The sequence below is a fragment of the Pseudomonas sp. 32A genome, assembly GCF_052682255.1.
In genome coordinates this window covers 1,969,743-1,985,887 of sequence record NZ_JBQYLY010000001.1, presented here as the reverse complement: position 1 = coordinate 1,985,887, position 16,145 = coordinate 1,969,743, and the positions used below count along the sequence as shown (strand labels likewise).

Below are 16,145 nucleotides of genomic sequence, written 5' to 3'. Positions count from 1 at the left end.
GCCATGCCTGCCCCGCTCAAACGCCGCCTGTTTATCTTCCTGTTGATCGTGGTCCTGATTGCCGCGGGCTTTTTCGCCCAGTGGTTCTTCAAGGGCCGCTTTTATGAAAGCACCGATAACGCCTACGTCCAGGGCGAGATCACCCGCGTCTCCAGCCAGCTTGGCGCGCGCATCGTCGAGGTGCTGGTGGGCGATAACGAACACGTGGAAAAAGGCCAACTGCTGGTCAAGCTCGAAGACGACGACTTCCACCTCGCCGTCGACCGCGCCAACGCCGCCCTGGCCATGCGCGAAGCCGAGCGCGTGCAGGCCCAGAGCAAACTCACCCAGCAAGCCAGCCTGATCGCCGCCGGTGCAGCCAAGGTTTCTTCCAGCCAGGCCACCCTCGGTCGCTCGCAGATCGACCTGAACCGCGCACAAACCCTGCGCAAACCCGGCTATGTCTCCGAAGAACGCGTCACCACCCTCGACGCCGACAACCATATCGCCCGCTCCCAGGTGACCATGGCCCAGGCCGACCTGCAGGGCCAGCGCCAGCAGGTCAACGCCCTGAACGCCGAGATCAAGCGCCTCGATGCGATGATCGCCAACGCCAAGACCGACCTGGCCCAGGCCGAACTGAACCTGACCCGCAGCGAAATCCACGCGCCCATCAGCGGCCTGATCGGCCAGCGTGCCGCGCGCAACGGTCAATATGTGCAAGCCGGTGCCTACCTGCTGTCGATCGTCCCGGACCAGGACATCTGGGTGCAGGCCAACTTCAAGGAAACCCAGATCGGCCACATGCAACCCGGGCAAAAAGCCGAGCTGACGTTCGACGCCTACAGCGATACTCCAATCGAAGGCCGCGTGGCCAACCTGTTCGGCGCTTCCGGCGCGCAGTTCAGCCTGCTGCCACCGGACAATGCCACAGGCAACTTCACCAAAGTCGTACAACGGATTCCGGTCAAACTGACCTTCGCCGCCGACAACCCGCTGCAAGGCAAAATACGCCCGGGCATGTCGGTGACGGTCAAAGTGAATATCCAAGACCCGCACGATGGCCGGTGATCAACTGCTGCCGCCGGTCGGCGAACCGACCCGGCGCGACTGGATCGCGGTCATGAGCGTGATGCTCGGCGCCTTCATGGCAGTGCTCGACATCCAGATCACCAACTCGTCCCTCAAGGACATCCAGGGCGCACTGTCGGCCACCCTGGAAGAAGGCTCGTGGATTTCCACCTCCTACCTTGTGGCCGAAATCATCATGATCCCCCTCACCGCCTGGCTGGTGCAGCTGCTGTCGGCGCGTCGCCTGGCGGTGTGGGTGTCGGGCGGGTTTCTGATCGCCTCGTTGATGTGCTCCATGGCCTGGAGCCTGGAAAGCATGATCGTGTTCCGCGCCTTGCAGGGTTTTACCGGCGGCGCGCTGATCCCGCTGGCGTTCACCCTCACCCTGATCAAGCTGCCCGAACATCACCGCGCCAAAGGCATGGCCATGTTCGCCATGACCGCCACCTTCGCCCCCTCCATCGGCCCGACCATCGGCGGCTGGCTCACGGAGAACTGGGGCTGGGAATACATCTTCTACATCAACATCCCGCCGGGCCTGATCATGATCGCCGGGCTGCTGTACGGCCTGGAGAAAAAGGATTCCAACTGGGACCTGCTCAAAAGCACCGACTACCTCGGCATCGTCACCATGGCCGTGGGCCTTGGGTGTCTGCAGGTGTTTCTTGAGGAAGGGCATCGCAAGGACTGGCTGGAATCCAGCCTGATTGTCAGCCTGGGCACCGTCGCCCTGCTGAGCCTGATCACCTTTGTGATCGTGCAGATGTCCAAGCCCAACCCGCTGATCAACCTGCGTATCCTCGGCAACCGTAATTTCGGGCTGTCGAGCATCTCCAGCCTGGGGATGGGTGTGGGGTTGTACGGCTCGATTTATCTGCTGCCGCTGTACCTGGCGCAGATCCAGAACTACAACGCCCTGCAAATCGGCGAAGTGATCATGTGGATGGGGGTTCCGCAGCTGTTCCTGATTCCGCTGGTGCCCAAGCTGATGAAATACGTGTCGCCCAAATGGCTGTGCACGCTGGGGTTCGGGTTGTTTGGGTTGGCGAGCTTTTCATCGGGAGTGCTGAACCCGGACTTTGCCGGCGACCAGTTCAACCGGATCCAGATCATCCGCGCGCTGGGGCAGCCGCTGATCATGGTGACGATTTCGCTGATTGCCACGGCGTACATCATGCAAAAAGACGCGGGGTCGGCGTCGAGCCTGTTCAATATTTTGCGAAACCTGGGTGGGGCGATCGGGATTGCGTTGCTGGCGACGCTGCTGGATGCGCGCACCAAGACCTACTTTGATTACCTGCGTGAGGCGATTGTGCCGACCAATCCGCAGGTGGCGGAGCGCATGGCCAGGCTGACGGAGACGTTTGGCAGTGAGACGGCGGCGCTGGGCAAGTTGAGTGAGATAGCGCATCAGCAGGCGCAGATCATGGCCTACAACGATGCGTTCCATTTTGTGGGGTTGGCGTTGGGGATCAGTATGGTGGCGATCTTGTTGACCAAGGCGTTGCCGGCGGGGCTCAAGGCTGGGGAATCCCACTGAAATAACCTGTGGCGAGGGAGCTTGTTGTGGCGAGGGAGCTTGCTCCCGCTGGAGTGCGGAGCGCTCCCAGAATTTTGGGGCCGCTTCGCAGCCCAGCGGGAGCAAGGTCCCTCGCCACAAAGAGCTTGAAGATCGTTCCCACGCTTTGCGTGGGAACGCCTCACTGGACGCTCCGCGTCCGCTCTTGGGACGCAGAGCGTCCCGGGCTGCTTTCCCACGCAGAGCGTGGGAACGATCATCAGACCGCCAGCAACCGCTCGCGCAACTTACCAATCTCATCGCGCATCTGCGCCGCTGCTTCAAACTCCAGATCCCGCGCCAACTGGTACATCTTCTCTTCCAACTGACGAATCCGCTTGGTGATCTCGCTCGGCGAACGCAATTCCGCTTCGTACTTGGCGTTCTCCTCCGCCGCCTTGGCCATGCCCTTGCGCTTCTTGCTGCGCGAGCCCGGCACGGTCGCGCCTTCCATGATGTCGGCCACATCCTTGAACACACCCTTCGGTGTGATGCCATGCTCCAGGTTGTAGGCAATCTGCTTGTCGCGACGCCGCTCGGTCTCACCAATCGCGCGCTCCATGGAACCGGTAATCCGGTCCGCATACAGAATCGCCCGGCCATTCAGGTTCCGCGCCGCCCGGCCAATGGTCTGGATCAAAGAGCGCTCGGACCGCAGGAAACCTTCCTTGTCGGCATCGAGAATCGCCACCAGGGACACTTCCGGCATGTCCAGACCTTCACGCAGCAGGTTGATCCCCACCAGCACATCGAACGCACCCAGGCGCAGGTCGCGGATGATTTCCACACGCTCCACGGTGTCGATGTCCGAGTGCAAATAGCGCACGCGCACGCCGTGGTCGGCCAGGTAATCGGTCAAGTCTTCGGACATGCGCTTGGTCAGCGTGGTGACCAGCACCCGCTCTTCCAGGGCCACGCGCTTGGTGATTTCCGAGAGCAGGTCATCCACCTGGGTCAGCGCCGGGCGGATTTCGATTTGCGGGTCCACCAGGCCCGTCGGGCGCACCAGTTGCTCAATCACGCGCCCGGCGTGCTCGGCCTCGTAGTTACCCGGCGTGGCCGAGACAAAAATCGTCTGCGGGCTGATGCCTTCGAATTCGTCAAAACGCATCGGCCGGTTATCCAGCGCCGACGGCAGGCGGAAGCCGTATTCCACCAAGGTCTCTTTACGCGAACGGTCACCTTTGTACATCGCGCCCACCTGCGGCACGCTGACGTGGGATTCGTCGATCACCAGCAAGGCATCGTCCGGCAGGTAATCGAACAAGGTAGGTGGCGCCTGCCCGGATTCACGCCCCGAGAGGTAGCGCGAGTAGTTTTCGATGCCGTTGCAATAGCCCAGTTCGAGAATCATCTCCAGATCGAAGCGGGTGCGTTGCTCCAGGCGCTGGGCTTCCACCAGCTTGTTGTTGGAACGCAGGTATTCCAGGCGCTCCACCAGCTCAGCCTTGATGCCCTCGATGGCGCCCATCAGCGTTTCGCGCGGGGTCACGTAGTGGCTTTTCGGGTAGAAGGTGAAGCGCGGCAGCTTGCGGATCACCTCGCCGGTCAACGGGTCGAAGGCCGACAGGCTCTCGACTTCATCGTCGAACAGCTCGATGCGGATCGCTTCCAGGTCGGATTCCGCCGGGTAGATGTCGATCACATCGCCGCGCACGCGGAAGCTCGCCCGGGCGAAGTCTATGTCGTTGCGGGTGTATTGCAGGCTCGTCAGGCGACGCAGCAGTTCGCGCTGGTCGAGTTTGTCGCCGCGGTCGACGTGCAGCACCATCTTCAAATAGGTTTCCGGGCTGCCCAGGCCGTAGATGCACGACACCGTGGTGACGATGATCGCGTCCTTGCGTTCCAGCAGCGCCTTGGTCGCCGAGAGTCGCATCTGCTCGATGTGGTCGTTGATCGAGGCGTCTTTCTCGATAAAGGTGTCGGACGACGGTACGTAGGCTTCGGGCTGGTAGTAGTCGTAGTAGGAAACGAAGTACTCCACCGCGTTGTTCGGGAAGAACGCCTTGAACTCGCCATACAACTGCGCGGCCAGGGTCTTGTTCGGCGCCAGCACCAGGGTCGGGCGGTTCACCTGGGCGATCACGTTGGCGATGCTGAAGGTCTTGCCGGAGCCGGTCACGCCGAGCAAGGTCTGGTGTGCCAGGCCGGCTTCGATGCCTTCGACCATCAGGCGGATGGCTTCCGGTTGATCGCCGGCAGGCTCGAAGCGGGTGACTAGCTGGAAATCCGACATAACGTACCTCTTGAGTCACCCCGAGGCCGGAAAAAGCAACGGGGACGAAAAAGACCGCGACCCGCGACTGTTCGGCGCAGATTGCAGGAAAAAACCATGATAGCTGTAGAAGTGGAGGCAAATGTGACGGGTTTCAAGGCAATCGTCCTACATGCCATTGCCAGTCAATGTTGCAATAAGACTAACGGTCGGTAAATAAACCGAAAAACTTGGCCGAAAAGCCGTTTCGGCTGTCGCCGTGAGCAGTGATGGCCTCTATACTAGCTCCCCGTTTGTGCACCGCTCTAGTGCATTCGGCTGGAGCGCGACACGTCCCTCCACTCTCTATAGAGCTGCCGCAAAAATGAGCCTGTTCTCCGCTGTCGAAATGGCACCACGCGATCCAATCCTGGGCCTCAACGAAGCATTCAACGCCGATACCCGAACCACCAAGGTGAACCTTGGCGTGGGCGTTTACTGCAACGAGGAGGGGAAGATTCCACTCTTGCGTGCCGTTGCCGAAGCGGAAGCCATTCGCGTGGCGCAACACGCCGCCCGTGGCTACTTGCCGATCGACGGTATTGTCGCCTACGACCAGGCCGTGCAAAAGCTGCTGTTCGGCGCGCAATCGCCACTGATCAGCTCCGGCCGCGTCATCACCGCCCAAGCGGTCGGCGGCACTGGCGCCCTGAAAATCGGCGCAGACTTCCTCAAGCAACTGCTGCCCAACGCCGTCGTCGCCATCAGCGACCCGAGCTGGGAAAACCACCAGGCGCTGTTCGAAAAAGCTGGCTTCCCGGTACAGACCTATCGCTACTACGACGCCGCCACCCACGACGTGAACCGCGCCGGCCTGCTGGAAGACCTCAATGCCCTGCCGCCCCAGTCCATCGTCGTGCTGCACGCCTGCTGCCACAACCCGACCGGCGTCGACCTGAGCCCGGCCGACTGGCAACAAGTGCTGGACGTGGTCAAGGCGAAAAACCTCGTACCGTTCCTCGACATGGCCTACCAGGGCTTTGGCGACGGCATCGACGAAGACGCCGCTGCGGTGCGCCTGTTCGCCGAATCGGGCCTGACCTTCTTTGTGTCCAGCTCGTTCTCCAAATCGTTCTCGCTGTACGGCGAGCGCGTGGGCGCCCTGTCCATCGTTACCGACTCCAAGGAAGAAAGCGCGCGCATCCTGTCCCAGGTCAAGCGTGTGATCCGCACCAACTACTCCAACCCGCCGACCCACGGCGCGGCGATCGTTGCAGCGGTGCTGAACAACCCTGAGCTGCGCGCCCAGTGGGAAGCCGAACTGGCTGAAATGCGCCTGCGCATTCGCGGCATGCGCGAGCAGATGGTGGCTGACCTTGCCAAGGCTGCACCGGGCCACGACTTCAGCTTCGTCGGTCGCCAGCGCGGGATGTTTTCCTACTCCGGCCTGAGCGTTGAGCAAGTGACGCGCCTGCGCAGCGAGTTTGGCATCTACGCGCTGGATACCGGTCGTATCTGTGTGGCGGCGTTGAACCAGAAGAACATTGATGCCGTGACCAAGGCCATCGTTCAGGTGCTGTAAGCCTGTTGTGATGCAAAAAAAGGGGAAGCCGATGGCTTCCCCTTTTTACTGCAACATTCTTTTGTGAACACCGAACCTGTGGCGAGGGGGCTTGTCCCCCGTTGGGCTGCGCAGCGGCCCCAAAAACCTGCCACCGTGAACTTTCTGAGTGAATGCGGTGCCTGAATCAGGGCCGCTTCGCGCCCCAGCGGGGGACAAGCCCCCTCGCCACAGGGTAAGTGGGTTGCCTAAACAAATAGGGCATCCCCCCTAAAAATTCGCTGCTTTCAGTCCGCTGCCCCTAGACTGACAGCAAGACAGTCCCTTTCCTTGAGTAGCCTATGAGAAACGACGACCTGGACCTGCGTGCCGACCGCGACGAACTGGACCACTTCACCCCGCGCCCACCCCCCGTCAAGCGCCAGAAAAGCCTGGTACTGCAAATCGCCCTCGGCGTATTCCTCGGCGGTTTGGCCTTGTGGCTGGTGCAACTGGGCGCCGGCGCCCTCATGGCCAAGCTGGCCATGGGCACCTTCCAGTTCGGCGGCTGACCAAGACTCAATGTGGGAGCCGTCGAGCTTCAGCGAGGCCGCGATTGCGGTGGGTCAGGCACCATCAATATCGACTGTGCTGACGTCATCGCAGCCTCGCTGAAGCTCGACAGCTCCCACAGGGACCTATTTCGCCTTCAGGCCGCTCTCTTGTGGCCAGTGCAACTCGGTGCAAGCAGGCACCCCGCAATTTGGCGGCTGACCAAGACCCAATGTGGGAGCCGTCGAGCTTTAGCGAGGCCGCGATAGCGGTGGGTCAGGCACCATCAATATCGACTGTGCCGACGTCATCGCAGCCTCGCTGAAGCTCGACAGCTCCCACAGGGGGCCTGTGTGACTGATGCAACTGGGTACCGGCGCCCTGATCGCCAAATCGGCCATGGGCACCCTGCAGTTCGGCGGCCGACCAAGACCCAATGTGGGAGCCGTCGAGCTTTAGCGAGGCCGCGATAGCGGTGGGTCAGGCACCATCAATGTCGACTGTGCCGACGTCATCGCAGCCTCGCTGAAGCTCGACAGCTCCCACAGGGGACCTGTGTGACTGATGCAACTGGGTACCGGCGCCCTGATCGCCAAATCGGCCGTGGGCACCCTGCAGTTCGGCGGCCGACCAAGACCCAATGTGGGAGCCGTCGAGCTTCAGCGAGGCCGCGATTGCGGTGGGTCAGGCACCATCAATATCGACTGTGCCGACGCCATCGCAGCCTCGCTGAAGCTCGACAGCTCCCACAGGGGACCTGTGTGACTGATGCAACTGGGTACCGACGCCCTGATCGCCAAATCGGCCATGGGCCCCCTGCAGTTCGGCGGCTGACCAAGACCAAATGTGGGAGCCGTCGAGCTTCAGCGAGGCCGCGATTGCGGTGGGTCAGGCACCATCAATGTCGACTGTGCCGACGTCATCGCAGCCTCGCTGAAGCTCGACAGCTCCCACAGGGGGCCTGTGTGACTGATGCAACTGGGTACCGGCGCCCTGATCGCCAAATCGGCCATGGGCACCCTGCAGTTCGGCAGCTGACCAAGACCAAATGTGGGAGCCGTCGAGCTTCAGCGAGGCCGCGATTGCGGTGGGTCAGGCACTATGAATGTCGACTGTGCCGACGCCATCGCAGCCTCGCTAAAGCTCGACAGCTCCCACAGGGGGCCTATTCCGCCTTCAGTCCGCGCTCTTGTGGCCGGTACAACTCGGTACAAGCAGACACCCTGCAATTGGTGGCCGACCAAGACCAAATGTGGGAGCCGTCGAGCTTCAGCGAGGCCGCGATAGCGGTGGGTCAGGCACTATCAATGTCGACTGTGCCGACGTCATCGCAGCCTCGCTGAAGCTCGACAGCTCCCACAGGGGGCCTATTCCGCCTTCAGTCCGCGCTCTTGTGGCCGGTGCAACTCGGTACAAGCAGACACCCTGCAATTTGGTGGCCGACCAAGACCAAATGTGGGAGCCGTCGAGCTTTAGCGAGGCCGCGATTGCGGTGGGTCAGGCAGCATCAATGTCGACTGTGCCGACGCCTTCGCAGCCTCGCTGAAGCTCGACAGCTCCCACATAACCCGCTATTCCGCCTTCAGGCCGCGCTCTTCCAGCAACCGCACAAAACTGTTCAAGCTCTGTGACACCGTACCCCGGCGCCAGATCAGCCAGGTATTCAGGATCCGGAACGTATCCGTCAACGGCCACACACTCACCGTCCTGAACCCCGGCATGCTTTCCAGCATGCTCCTCGGCATCAGCGCCAACCCCGCACCGGCGCTCACGCACGCCAGCATTCCGTGATACGACTCCATCTCGAAGATCTTCCCCGGCACCGCACCATCCTGGGAAAACCAGCGCTCAAAGTGGTGCCGGTACGAACAGTTCGAGCGAAATGTGTAGATGCTCTCCCCGCTCACATCCTGCCCCCGGGTGATCGGCGCGTGGTGCAGCGGCGCAATCACGACCATTTCCTCCTCAAACACCGCCACGCCTTCCAGGGTCGCATGCAGCACCGGCCCATCGACAAACGCCGCCGCCAGCCGCCCCGACAACACGCCCTCGATCATCGCCCCGGACGGCCCGGTGGTCAGGTCCAACTCAACCTTGGCGTGCTTCTGGTTATACGCCGCCAACACCGCAGGGATGCGCACCGCCGCCGTGCTCTCCAGCGAACCCAAAGCAAACGCGCCCTGAGGCTCCTCCCCCGCCACCGTCGCGCGGGCTTCCTGCACCAGGTCGAGAATCCGCCGCGCATACCCGAGGAAATTCCACCCGGCCGGTGACAACCGCAATCGGCTCTTCTCGCGAATAAACAAATCCACGCCCAGGTCCTGCTCCAACTGCTTGATCCGCGTGGTCAGGTTCGACGGCACGCGATGGATCAACTGCGCGGCGGCGCTGATGCTGCCTTGCTCGGCAACGGCTTTGAAAATTTCCAGCTGGACCAGATCCAAGTCATTCTCCAAACGTGAACGTATTGCTTAATATTATTCAGTTTCCGAAAAAGATACAGCCCCGTACGCTGGCCTCCATCCCATTCACTGCGCAGGACGGTGCCATGAGCTCGATTTCTTCCCAAACCCACGCCTTGTCGATCAACCCCGCCAACGGTGAAACGGTCGCCAGCTACCCGTACGAAACCGAGGCGCAGCTGGATGCCGCCCTCACCCGCTCGATCAACGCCTTCCGCAGCGGCCGCACTACCCCCGTCGCCCAGCGCGCCGAGTTGCTGCTGGCCCTGGCCAGCACCCTGCGCGATCAGGCCGAAGCGATGGCCCAGATGATCACCCTGGAAATGGGCAAACCCATCGCCCAGGCCCGTGGCGAAATCGAGAAATGTGCACAACTGGCCGAGTGGTACGCCGCCCACGGCCCGGCCATGCTCGCCCCGGAAGCCACGCTGGTGGACAACGGCACCGCGCAAATCGAATACCGCCCGCTGGGCCCGATCCTCGCCGTGATGCCGTGGAACTTCCCGGTGTGGCAAGTGCTGCGCGGCGCCGTGCCGACCATGCTCAGCGGCAACACTTACGTGCTCAAACACGCACCTAACGTGATGGGCAGCGCGTACCTGATGAAACAAGCCTTCCAGCGCGCCGGCTTCGCCGATGGCCTGTTCGAAGTGATCAACGTCACCCAGGACGGTGTGTCCAAAGCCATCGCCGACCCGCGCATCGCCGCCGTGACCCTCACCGGCAGCGTGCGCGCCGGCATGGCCATCGGCTCCCAGGCCGGTGCCGCGCTGAAGAAATGCGTACTGGAGCTGGGCGGCTCCGACCCGTTCATCGTGCTCAACGACGCCAACCTCGACGAAGCCGTGCAAGCCGCCCTGATCGGCCGCTTCCAGAACTCCGGCCAGGTGTGCGCCGCTGCCAAGCGCCTGATCATCGAGGAAGGCGTGGTAGAAGCCTTCACCGCCAAATTCCTCGAAGCCAGCCGCAACCTGGTGATGGGCGACCCGACCGCCAGCGAAACCTACATCGGCCCGATGGCCCGCTTCGACCTGCGGGACGAACTCGACGGCCAGGTCCAGGCCACCCTGGCCGAAGGCGCCACCTTGCTGCTGGGCGGCCATAAAGTCGAAGGCGCAGGCAACTTCTACGCACCCACCGTGCTGGCCAACGTCACCGACCAGATGACCTCGTTCAAACAGGAACTGTTCGGGCCGGTCGCCTCCATCATCACCGCCCGGGATGCCGACCACGCCGTGGCCCTGGCCAACGACAGTGAATTCGGCCTGACCGCCAGCGTGTTCACCACCGACCCGGAGAAGGCGCGCCACATCGCCAACCAGCTGGAAACCGGCGGGATCTTTATCAACGCCTACAGCGTATCCGATCCCCGGGTCTCGTTTGGTGGTGTGAAAAAGAGCGGCTTCGGGCGGGAGTTGTCGCACTTCGGTGTGCGGGAATTCTGCAATGCGCAAACCGTGTGGCTGAACCGCCGCTAAGGCAAGCGCTGCAAACGATGGCCCGCCCTGCGGGTCATCGTGCTGCCTGGTTAAGCACCGTCACATACGCACCGAACATATCCGCCATCGCATCCGCGTAGGCAGTAATTTGCGCCTCGGTGCGCGGGCTTCCCGAGAATTCCTTGCCCACCGAACTGAAGGTGGTGACTATCAAGTCGCACGCCAGGACGCGGGTCGCCTCAGGCACCTGCGGCAGCAGTTCCAGCATGAACGTCTGGAAGACCTGTTGCCCTCCCGCCCGAACCTCATGGGCTTCGGGCGCATTTCGATAAAGCGGTGCCGCGTCGCTCAAGGCGACGCGCATCTGCGCCTCCTCACACTCCGAACGAATAAACGCATGCACCAACGCCCGCAGCCGCTCAAGGGGCGGCTGGCTTACGTCTTCCAGAATCCGGCTGAGCATTTGCGAGGTTTGCTGCCATTCATCGGTCTGCAACCGGAACAGGATCGCCGCCTTGTTAGGGAAGTATTGGTACACCGAGCCCACACTCACGCCCGCCTTCTCCGCAACCCGGGCGGTGGTGAAACGGCTGGCGCCTTCCTTGGCCAAAACCTGAATAGCCGCTTCAAGAATGGCCGACACCAACTCGGTGGATCGCGCCTGTTTGGGCTCTTTGCGTGAGGAAATCTGCGAGGTCTGGCGGTCGGTCATGGGGCGTGCCTGATGCGGTTTGAATGCGAATAGCGAATGTGACGAATTGTTCGCATACTTTAAATGCGACGAATCATTCGCATACTAGCCCGGCGCCTCACGGCGCTCAACCTGCAACAGGACCTCCCCATGAATACGCTTACCTCGGCCCCGATGGCGGCTCTGATTGAACGGCTGTACACACAAGCCGATGCCGTCACGAGCCCCGTCCTCAACAACGTGACACCTGAAGAACGTGATCGCCTGATGCGCAGCAAAACCGACTACCTGGAACTCTACGGGATGCTGAAAGACCTGTGGCTGCCCGTCTCCCGCGACACCGGCACCCTGCTCTACATGCTGGCCCGCAGCAGCAAAGCCCGGGCCATTGTCGAGTTCGGTACCTCGTTCGGCCTGTCCACCCTGCACCTGGCGGCCGCCCTACGGGACAACGGCGGCGGCGCGCTGATCAGCAGCGAGTTCGAGCCCTCGAAGATCGCCCTCGCGCGGCAACACCTGGAGCAAGGCGGCGTGAGCGACCTCGTGGAGATCCGCCAAGGTGATGCCCTGGTCACCCTGGCCACCGGCCTGCCCGACAGCGTCGACCTGCTGCTGCTCGACGGCGCCAAAGCCTTGTATGGCGATGTACTGAACCTGGTGGAAAGCCGCCTCAAGCCCGGCGCGTTGATCATCGCCGACAACACCAACTACTGCCCCGACTACCTGGCCCGGGTGCGCTCGCCTGCAAATGGCTACCTGTCGGTGCCGATCGGTGACGACGTCGAGCTGTCAGTTCGCCTCGGCTAATACCCCTCATTGGAGGATTCGAGACGCCAGTGGAAGGGTGCGCGGTTTATACTCGGCACCCTCGCCTTTAACCCACGGCCTACGAACCGAGATACCCGATGAGCCTTTCCCTCTCTACAACCCCTGCGCGCAAGCCGCTCGCGCCCCTGCTGGCGTTTGTCATTCTGCTGTTTGGCGCCATCTTCCTGCAAAACAGCGTCGGCTCGCGCCAAGTGCTGTTGCTGGTGGTCGGCGCCGCACTCGGCTTGACGCTGTACCACGCCGCTTTCGGCTTCACCTCGGCCTGGCGGGTGTTCATCACCGACCGGCGCGGCGCGGGCTTGCGTGCGCAGATGGTGATGCTGGCGATTGCCGTGGTGCTGTTCTTCCCCGCGCTGGGAGCCGGCACGCTGTTCGGCCAACCCGTGGTCGGGCTGGTGGCGCCGGCTGGGGTGTCGGTGGTGTTCGGGGCATTTATCTTCGGGATCGGCATGCAACTGGGTGGCGGCTGTGCGTCCGGCACCCTGTTCACCGTGGGCGGCGGTAACGCGCGCATGCTGGTGACCTTGTTCTTCTTTATCTGCGGTTCGTTGATCGCGACTCACCACGTCGACTGGTGGTTCTCGCTGCCTTCGTTCCCAGCGGTTTCCATCGTCAAAAGCTTCGGCGTGGTGCCGGCGTTGCTGCTGAGCCTGGCGGTATTTGGCATCATCGCGGCAGTCACCGTGCGCCTGGAAAAAGGCCGTCACGGGCAACTTGAAGCCGGCGTCACCAGCGAACACCAGGGCCTGCGCCGCTTCCTGCGCGGGCCATGGCCATTGGTGTGGGGCGCGATTGGCTTGGCCCTGCTCAACTACGCCACCCTGGCACTGGCCGGGCGGCCGTGGGGCATCACTTCCGCGTTCGCGCTGTGGGGCGCCAAGGTCGCCAGCGGGTTGGGCGTGGACGTGGGCAGTTGGGTGTTCTGGCAAATGCCGGGCAACGCCAAGGCCCTGGCAGCGCCGGTGTGGGAAGACATTACCAGCGTGATGGACATCGGCATCATCCTTGGTGCGCTGTTGGCTGCGGGATTGGCCGGGCGTTTCGCTCCAAGCCTGAAGATTCCGGCACGCTCGGTGTTCGCCGCGGTGATCGGTTGCAATATCGGCGCGTACTTCAGCGGGATTGCGTCGGGTAGCCTGCATGGCTGGGTGTGGTTGGTGGCGGCGTTTATCGGCAATAGCGTGGGCGTGCGGTTGCGGCCGTTCTTCTTTGCGGGTGAGCGTCCGCAAGTGGCATTGAGCGGTTGCTGACTGATCGTGACTGATCGCTGATCGTTCCAACGCTCCGCGTGGGAATGCCGCCGGGGACGCTCTGCGTCCCGCTGTTGGTGACGCGGAGCGTCACGGTATGCATTCCCACGCAGAGCGTGGGAACGAGCAGCATCATCGACTTTTTGAAATCACACCACTCATGTACTGATTCAAGTCGCGGAAGTCCTGAACTTTCCAGGTGAACGGCGACAGCTTCACACCGTTCTCCCGCAACGTTCTGGGAATCAGGTCGCCATTCGGACGAAGAATGACGGACGACACGATAACGCCCGGATAATCACTCAAGCGTTTTTTGAAAGTAGCCGTTGTCAGGTCAGGCGTAGGCGGATTGCTTTTATTCGCCAAGGGTCCCGTGCCTTTGATATCCGCGCCATGGCACATGGCGCATCGCTGCAGATAAATGTTTTTCCCGTTAGCGTTGTCCGCAAAGGACAGTGACGTGTGAACCAGCGATAAAATCCCCAGCGACGCGATGAATGTTTTTCTTATGCTCATCTTTCCATGTGGCCTTGTTGTAAAAATCCGATATCAACTAACCGAGCGTAAACGCCCCGTGATCCACTCACGGCTGTAAGCCAGCACCCTGCCCGACATCGCCGTCGGAAAATGAATAAACCCATGAGCCGCCCGCGGTAACAGATACACCTCGGACCCCGCCCACCGCTCCGCCATCTGCAGCGTGTCGTCCAGCAGCGGGTCCAGATCCCCCACAAACATCAGCGCCGGCGGCAGTCCCGCAAGGTCGCCATACAACGGTGACAACGACGGCTGCCGACGCTGCTCATCACTCAGGCCCGGCGTCAGCAAGCGCAGCGCCTCCACCATGCCCGGCCCGTCCAGCAACAGCGTATCCCGCCCTGCCGTGCGCACGCTCGGTGTGCCGGTCAAATCGTAGACGCCGTAATACAGCACCGTCCCGCTCACCCGCGCCAGCAACTCGGGCCATTGCTTCAGCGCCAACAACGTCGCCGCCGCCAGATGCCCACCGGCAGATTCGCCGACGACGATCACCGGCAGGCCGGCAAACTCCTCACAGTCCGCGAGCAACCAACGCGCCGCAGCCAGGCAGTCTTCCAGAATCCCTTCGACCGGCGTGTTCACCGCCAGCCGATAATCCACCGACACCACCGCCACCTCGCACGCGTTCACCATGGCCACGTTGAGGTCGTCATTCATCTGCGCATTGCCAATCACCCAACCGCCGCCATGGATATCCAGCACCACGCCCTTGGCCTTGCCCTTCGGCCGGATGATGCGCAGCGGCACCGAGCCCACCCGCCGGCTTTCTGCCTGAAGGCCATGCTTGAGCAACTTGTTGCCGGCCACCATCTGGCCGGAGCGCAACAGCGCCTGGATCACCCGGGGCGTCACGCGGTTGCGGATGCGAAAGCGCGGCAACCACGCGAGCCTTTGGTTGAAGCGCTGCATTTGCGCCAGTTCATGTTCTTCAGCAGGCCACAGCGTATGAGTTCCCAATCTGTATTTCCTCTATCTCTAAAAGAGATGTTCACCTTCGCCAGTGTGCGTGGGCATCATGGCAATGATGTTTCCGCCCTCTGCCCACGCCGCCAGGCTCAGCGGTTATTGCGCAGGATGGAGAAATTCAACGCAGCCGCAACGCTTAGCCACACCAGGTACGGGAACAGGATCAGCCCGGTGATCAAATCCAGCCGCACCGTCAGCAACACCATGGCGGCGACCACCAGCCACAGCAGCGTGATGATCACCATCCCGGCGAGAATGCGGTGGGCGCCGAAGAACACCGGCGTCCACAGGGTGTTGAGTGCGATCTGCGCAGCCCATAGAGCCAGCACGATTTCGCTGCCGGGGATCAGGGTCAGGCGGTAGCCGGCCCAAGCGAGCAGCAGGTAGATGATGGTCCAGGCGACCGGGAACAGCCAGTTGGGTGGCGTGAAGCTGGGTTTGACCAGGGAGGCGTACCAGTCGCCCGGTTTGAAGATAATGCCGGTGCTCGCTGCAGCACCGCAGGCCAGAAGAAAAATAAACAACGTCACCATAATCGGTCCTTAGCTGAGAGCAGCTGCATGGAGATGAAAGCCTTGACGGCGGTTTCAGGGTTGGACGCCCCGCGCAGCAAAAAGTGTATTTTTCTTTCCTCTGCGCCCCGCCACAGATGCCCTAGCTGAACGCGATGTAAACAGGCTGCTGCTCCACCGCCGACTGCTCACAAGCACGCACCAGATCCCCCACGCAATAAAGCCGCCAGCCCATGCCCGCGCCCCACTTGGCAGCCACATCATCAAGCGACGCCGCTTCATCCCGCGCGGCCCGCTCCCAATCATCGTGTCCGATCTCGGCGATCAAGCGTGTTTGGTAGTCCTTCAAAAAGGGAAGCAAGCCCTGCGCATGATCAACCTCCAACAGCACAACGTCAGCCGAATCGAGTTGCTGCCTGGCCGCCTCGACCCAGTCCCGCGCCTGCAACGGAAGCGCGTCCAACACCGCCTCAAAAGCCGATCCCGACTTGTCGCTGCCCTGAAACGAACCACACCCAATCTCGCCACCCGCCATGTCGCTCTCCTTGATAGTGATTCATACG

At 62.0% G+C, this 16,145-nt stretch carries 14 protein-coding genes; 7 read left to right on the top strand and 7 right to left on the bottom strand.

What is annotated here, in order from left to right:
* Positions 1-3: 3 nt before the first annotated feature.
* Both ACUN0G_RS09135 and ACUN0G_RS09130 read left to right on the top strand, forming a co-directional pair.
* Entirely contained in the window at positions 4-1,050 is a 1,047-nt protein-coding gene (locus ACUN0G_RS09135) for an HlyD family secretion protein (protein ID WP_445573178.1), read from the top strand.
* Positions 1,040-2,590, top strand: a complete 1,551-nt coding sequence (locus ACUN0G_RS09130) for an MDR family MFS transporter (RefSeq protein WP_218264093.1) — start codon at positions 1,040-1,042, stop codon at positions 2,588-2,590. Before ACUN0G_RS09135 ends, ACUN0G_RS09130 begins: the two co-directional genes overlap by 11 nt.
* 238 nt (positions 2,591-2,828) lie before the next feature.
* Here the strand turns inward: ACUN0G_RS09130 and uvrB are convergent, their stop codons facing one another.
* A complete protein-coding gene (gene uvrB / locus ACUN0G_RS09125) occupies positions 2,829-4,844 on the bottom strand; it encodes an excinuclease ABC subunit UvrB (RefSeq protein ID WP_008438773.1) in 2,016 nt (671 codons plus the stop codon).
* A gap of 343 nt (positions 4,845-5,187) precedes the next feature.
* Here uvrB and ACUN0G_RS09120 point away from each other — a divergent pair, with 343 nt between their 5' ends.
* Complete coding sequence (locus ACUN0G_RS09120; RefSeq protein WP_003214471.1) at positions 5,188-6,384, top strand: amino acid aminotransferase; 1,197 nt, start codon at positions 5,188-5,190, stop codon at positions 6,382-6,384.
* 320 nt (positions 6,385-6,704) lie between these two features.
* Entirely contained in the window at positions 6,705-6,914 is a 210-nt protein-coding gene (locus ACUN0G_RS09115; RefSeq protein WP_093199424.1) for a hypothetical protein, read from the top strand.
* A 1,551-nt stretch (positions 6,915-8,465) separates the two neighbouring features.
* On the opposite strand, the gene ptrR is transcribed toward ACUN0G_RS09115, so the two are convergent.
* Positions 8,466-9,338 (bottom strand): putrescine utilization regulator PtrR, encoded by an 873-nt coding sequence (gene ptrR, locus ACUN0G_RS09110; protein WP_177027211.1) that lies wholly within the window; start codon positions 9,336-9,338, stop codon positions 8,466-8,468.
* A 104-nt stretch (positions 9,339-9,442) separates the two neighbouring features.
* Here ptrR and ACUN0G_RS09105 point away from each other — a divergent pair, with 104 nt between their 5' ends.
* Entirely contained in the window at positions 9,443-10,834 is a 1,392-nt protein-coding gene (locus ACUN0G_RS09105; protein WP_445573177.1) for an aldehyde dehydrogenase family protein, read from the top strand.
* Positions 10,835-10,868: 34 nt separating this feature from the next.
* Here ACUN0G_RS09105 and ACUN0G_RS09100 read toward each other — a convergent pair whose 3' ends face one another.
* Positions 10,869-11,507: a TetR family transcriptional regulator gene (locus ACUN0G_RS09100; RefSeq protein WP_445573176.1), complete on the bottom strand. Its 639-nt coding sequence runs from the start codon at positions 11,505-11,507 to the stop codon at positions 10,869-10,871.
* 129 nt (positions 11,508-11,636) lie between these two features.
* Here ACUN0G_RS09100 and ACUN0G_RS09095 point away from each other — a divergent pair, with 129 nt between their 5' ends.
* Together ACUN0G_RS09095 and ACUN0G_RS09090 are read left to right on the top strand one after the other, a co-directional pair.
* Positions 11,637-12,293: an O-methyltransferase gene (locus ACUN0G_RS09095; protein WP_421523382.1), complete on the top strand. Its 657-nt coding sequence runs from the start codon at positions 11,637-11,639 to the stop codon at positions 12,291-12,293.
* 98 nt (positions 12,294-12,391) lie between these two features.
* A complete protein-coding gene (locus tag ACUN0G_RS09090; protein ID WP_445573175.1) occupies positions 12,392-13,564 on the top strand; it encodes a YeeE/YedE family protein in 1,173 nt (390 codons plus the stop codon).
* A 132-nt stretch (positions 13,565-13,696) separates the two neighbouring features.
* On the opposite strand, the gene ACUN0G_RS09085 is transcribed toward ACUN0G_RS09090, so the two are convergent.
* The 4 genes from ACUN0G_RS09085 to ACUN0G_RS09070 all read right to left on the bottom strand — a co-directional run bounded on the left by ACUN0G_RS09085 (position 13,697) and on the right by ACUN0G_RS09070 (position 16,117).
* Positions 13,697-14,080 carry a c-type cytochrome gene (locus ACUN0G_RS09085; RefSeq protein ID WP_445573174.1) on the bottom strand — a complete coding sequence of 128 codons (384 nt, stop codon included), beginning with the start codon at positions 14,078-14,080 and terminating at the stop codon, positions 13,697-13,699.
* Between the two features lie 33 nt (positions 14,081-14,113).
* Positions 14,114-15,013 (bottom strand): alpha/beta hydrolase fold domain-containing protein, encoded by a 900-nt coding sequence (locus ACUN0G_RS09080; RefSeq protein ID WP_445575536.1) that lies wholly within the window; start codon positions 15,011-15,013, stop codon positions 14,114-14,116.
* A 146-nt stretch (positions 15,014-15,159) separates the two neighbouring features.
* Positions 15,160-15,600 carry a tryptophan-rich sensory protein TspO gene (gene tspO, locus ACUN0G_RS09075; RefSeq protein WP_026078147.1) on the bottom strand — a complete coding sequence of 147 codons (441 nt, stop codon included), beginning with the start codon at positions 15,598-15,600 and terminating at the stop codon, positions 15,160-15,162.
* 124 nt (positions 15,601-15,724) lie between these two features.
* Entirely contained in the window at positions 15,725-16,117 is a 393-nt protein-coding gene (locus ACUN0G_RS09070; RefSeq protein ID WP_445573173.1) for a hypothetical protein, read from the bottom strand.
* Between the last annotated feature and the right edge of the window lie 28 nt (positions 16,118-16,145).

What these genes read in the sequence shown, in the direction of transcription:
- ACUN0G_RS09135 (WP_445573178.1), top strand. Translation starts at nt 4, where the DNA reads ATGCCTGCCCCGCTCAAACGCCGCCTGTTTATCTTCCTGTTGATCGTG.
- ACUN0G_RS09130 (WP_218264093.1), top strand. Translation starts at nt 1,040, where the DNA reads ATGGCCGGTGATCAACTGCTGCCGCCGGTCGGCGAACCGACCCGGCGC.
- uvrB (WP_008438773.1), bottom strand. Translation starts at nt 4,844, where the DNA reads ATGTCGGATTTCCAGCTAGTCACCCGCTTCGAGCCTGCCGGCGATCAA.
- ACUN0G_RS09120 (WP_003214471.1), top strand. Translation starts at nt 5,188, where the DNA reads ATGAGCCTGTTCTCCGCTGTCGAAATGGCACCACGCGATCCAATCCTG.
- ACUN0G_RS09115 (WP_093199424.1), top strand. Translation starts at nt 6,705, where the DNA reads ATGAGAAACGACGACCTGGACCTGCGTGCCGACCGCGACGAACTGGAC.
- ACUN0G_RS09105 (WP_445573177.1), top strand. Translation starts at nt 9,443, where the DNA reads ATGAGCTCGATTTCTTCCCAAACCCACGCCTTGTCGATCAACCCCGCC.
- ACUN0G_RS09100 (WP_445573176.1), bottom strand. Translation starts at nt 11,507, where the DNA reads ATGACCGACCGCCAGACCTCGCAGATTTCCTCACGCAAAGAGCCCAAA.
- ACUN0G_RS09095 (WP_421523382.1), top strand. Translation starts at nt 11,637, where the DNA reads ATGAATACGCTTACCTCGGCCCCGATGGCGGCTCTGATTGAACGGCTG.
- ACUN0G_RS09090 (WP_445573175.1), top strand. Translation starts at nt 12,392, where the DNA reads ATGAGCCTTTCCCTCTCTACAACCCCTGCGCGCAAGCCGCTCGCGCCC.
- ACUN0G_RS09085 (WP_445573174.1), bottom strand. Translation starts at nt 14,080, where the DNA reads ATGAGCATAAGAAAAACATTCATCGCGTCGCTGGGGATTTTATCGCTG.
- ACUN0G_RS09080 (WP_445575536.1), bottom strand. Translation starts at nt 15,013, where the DNA reads ATGCAGCGCTTCAACCAAAGGCTCGCGTGGTTGCCGCGCTTTCGCATC.
- ACUN0G_RS09070 (WP_445573173.1), bottom strand. Translation starts at nt 16,117, where the DNA reads ATGGCGGGTGGCGAGATTGGGTGTGGTTCGTTTCAGGGCAGCGACAAG.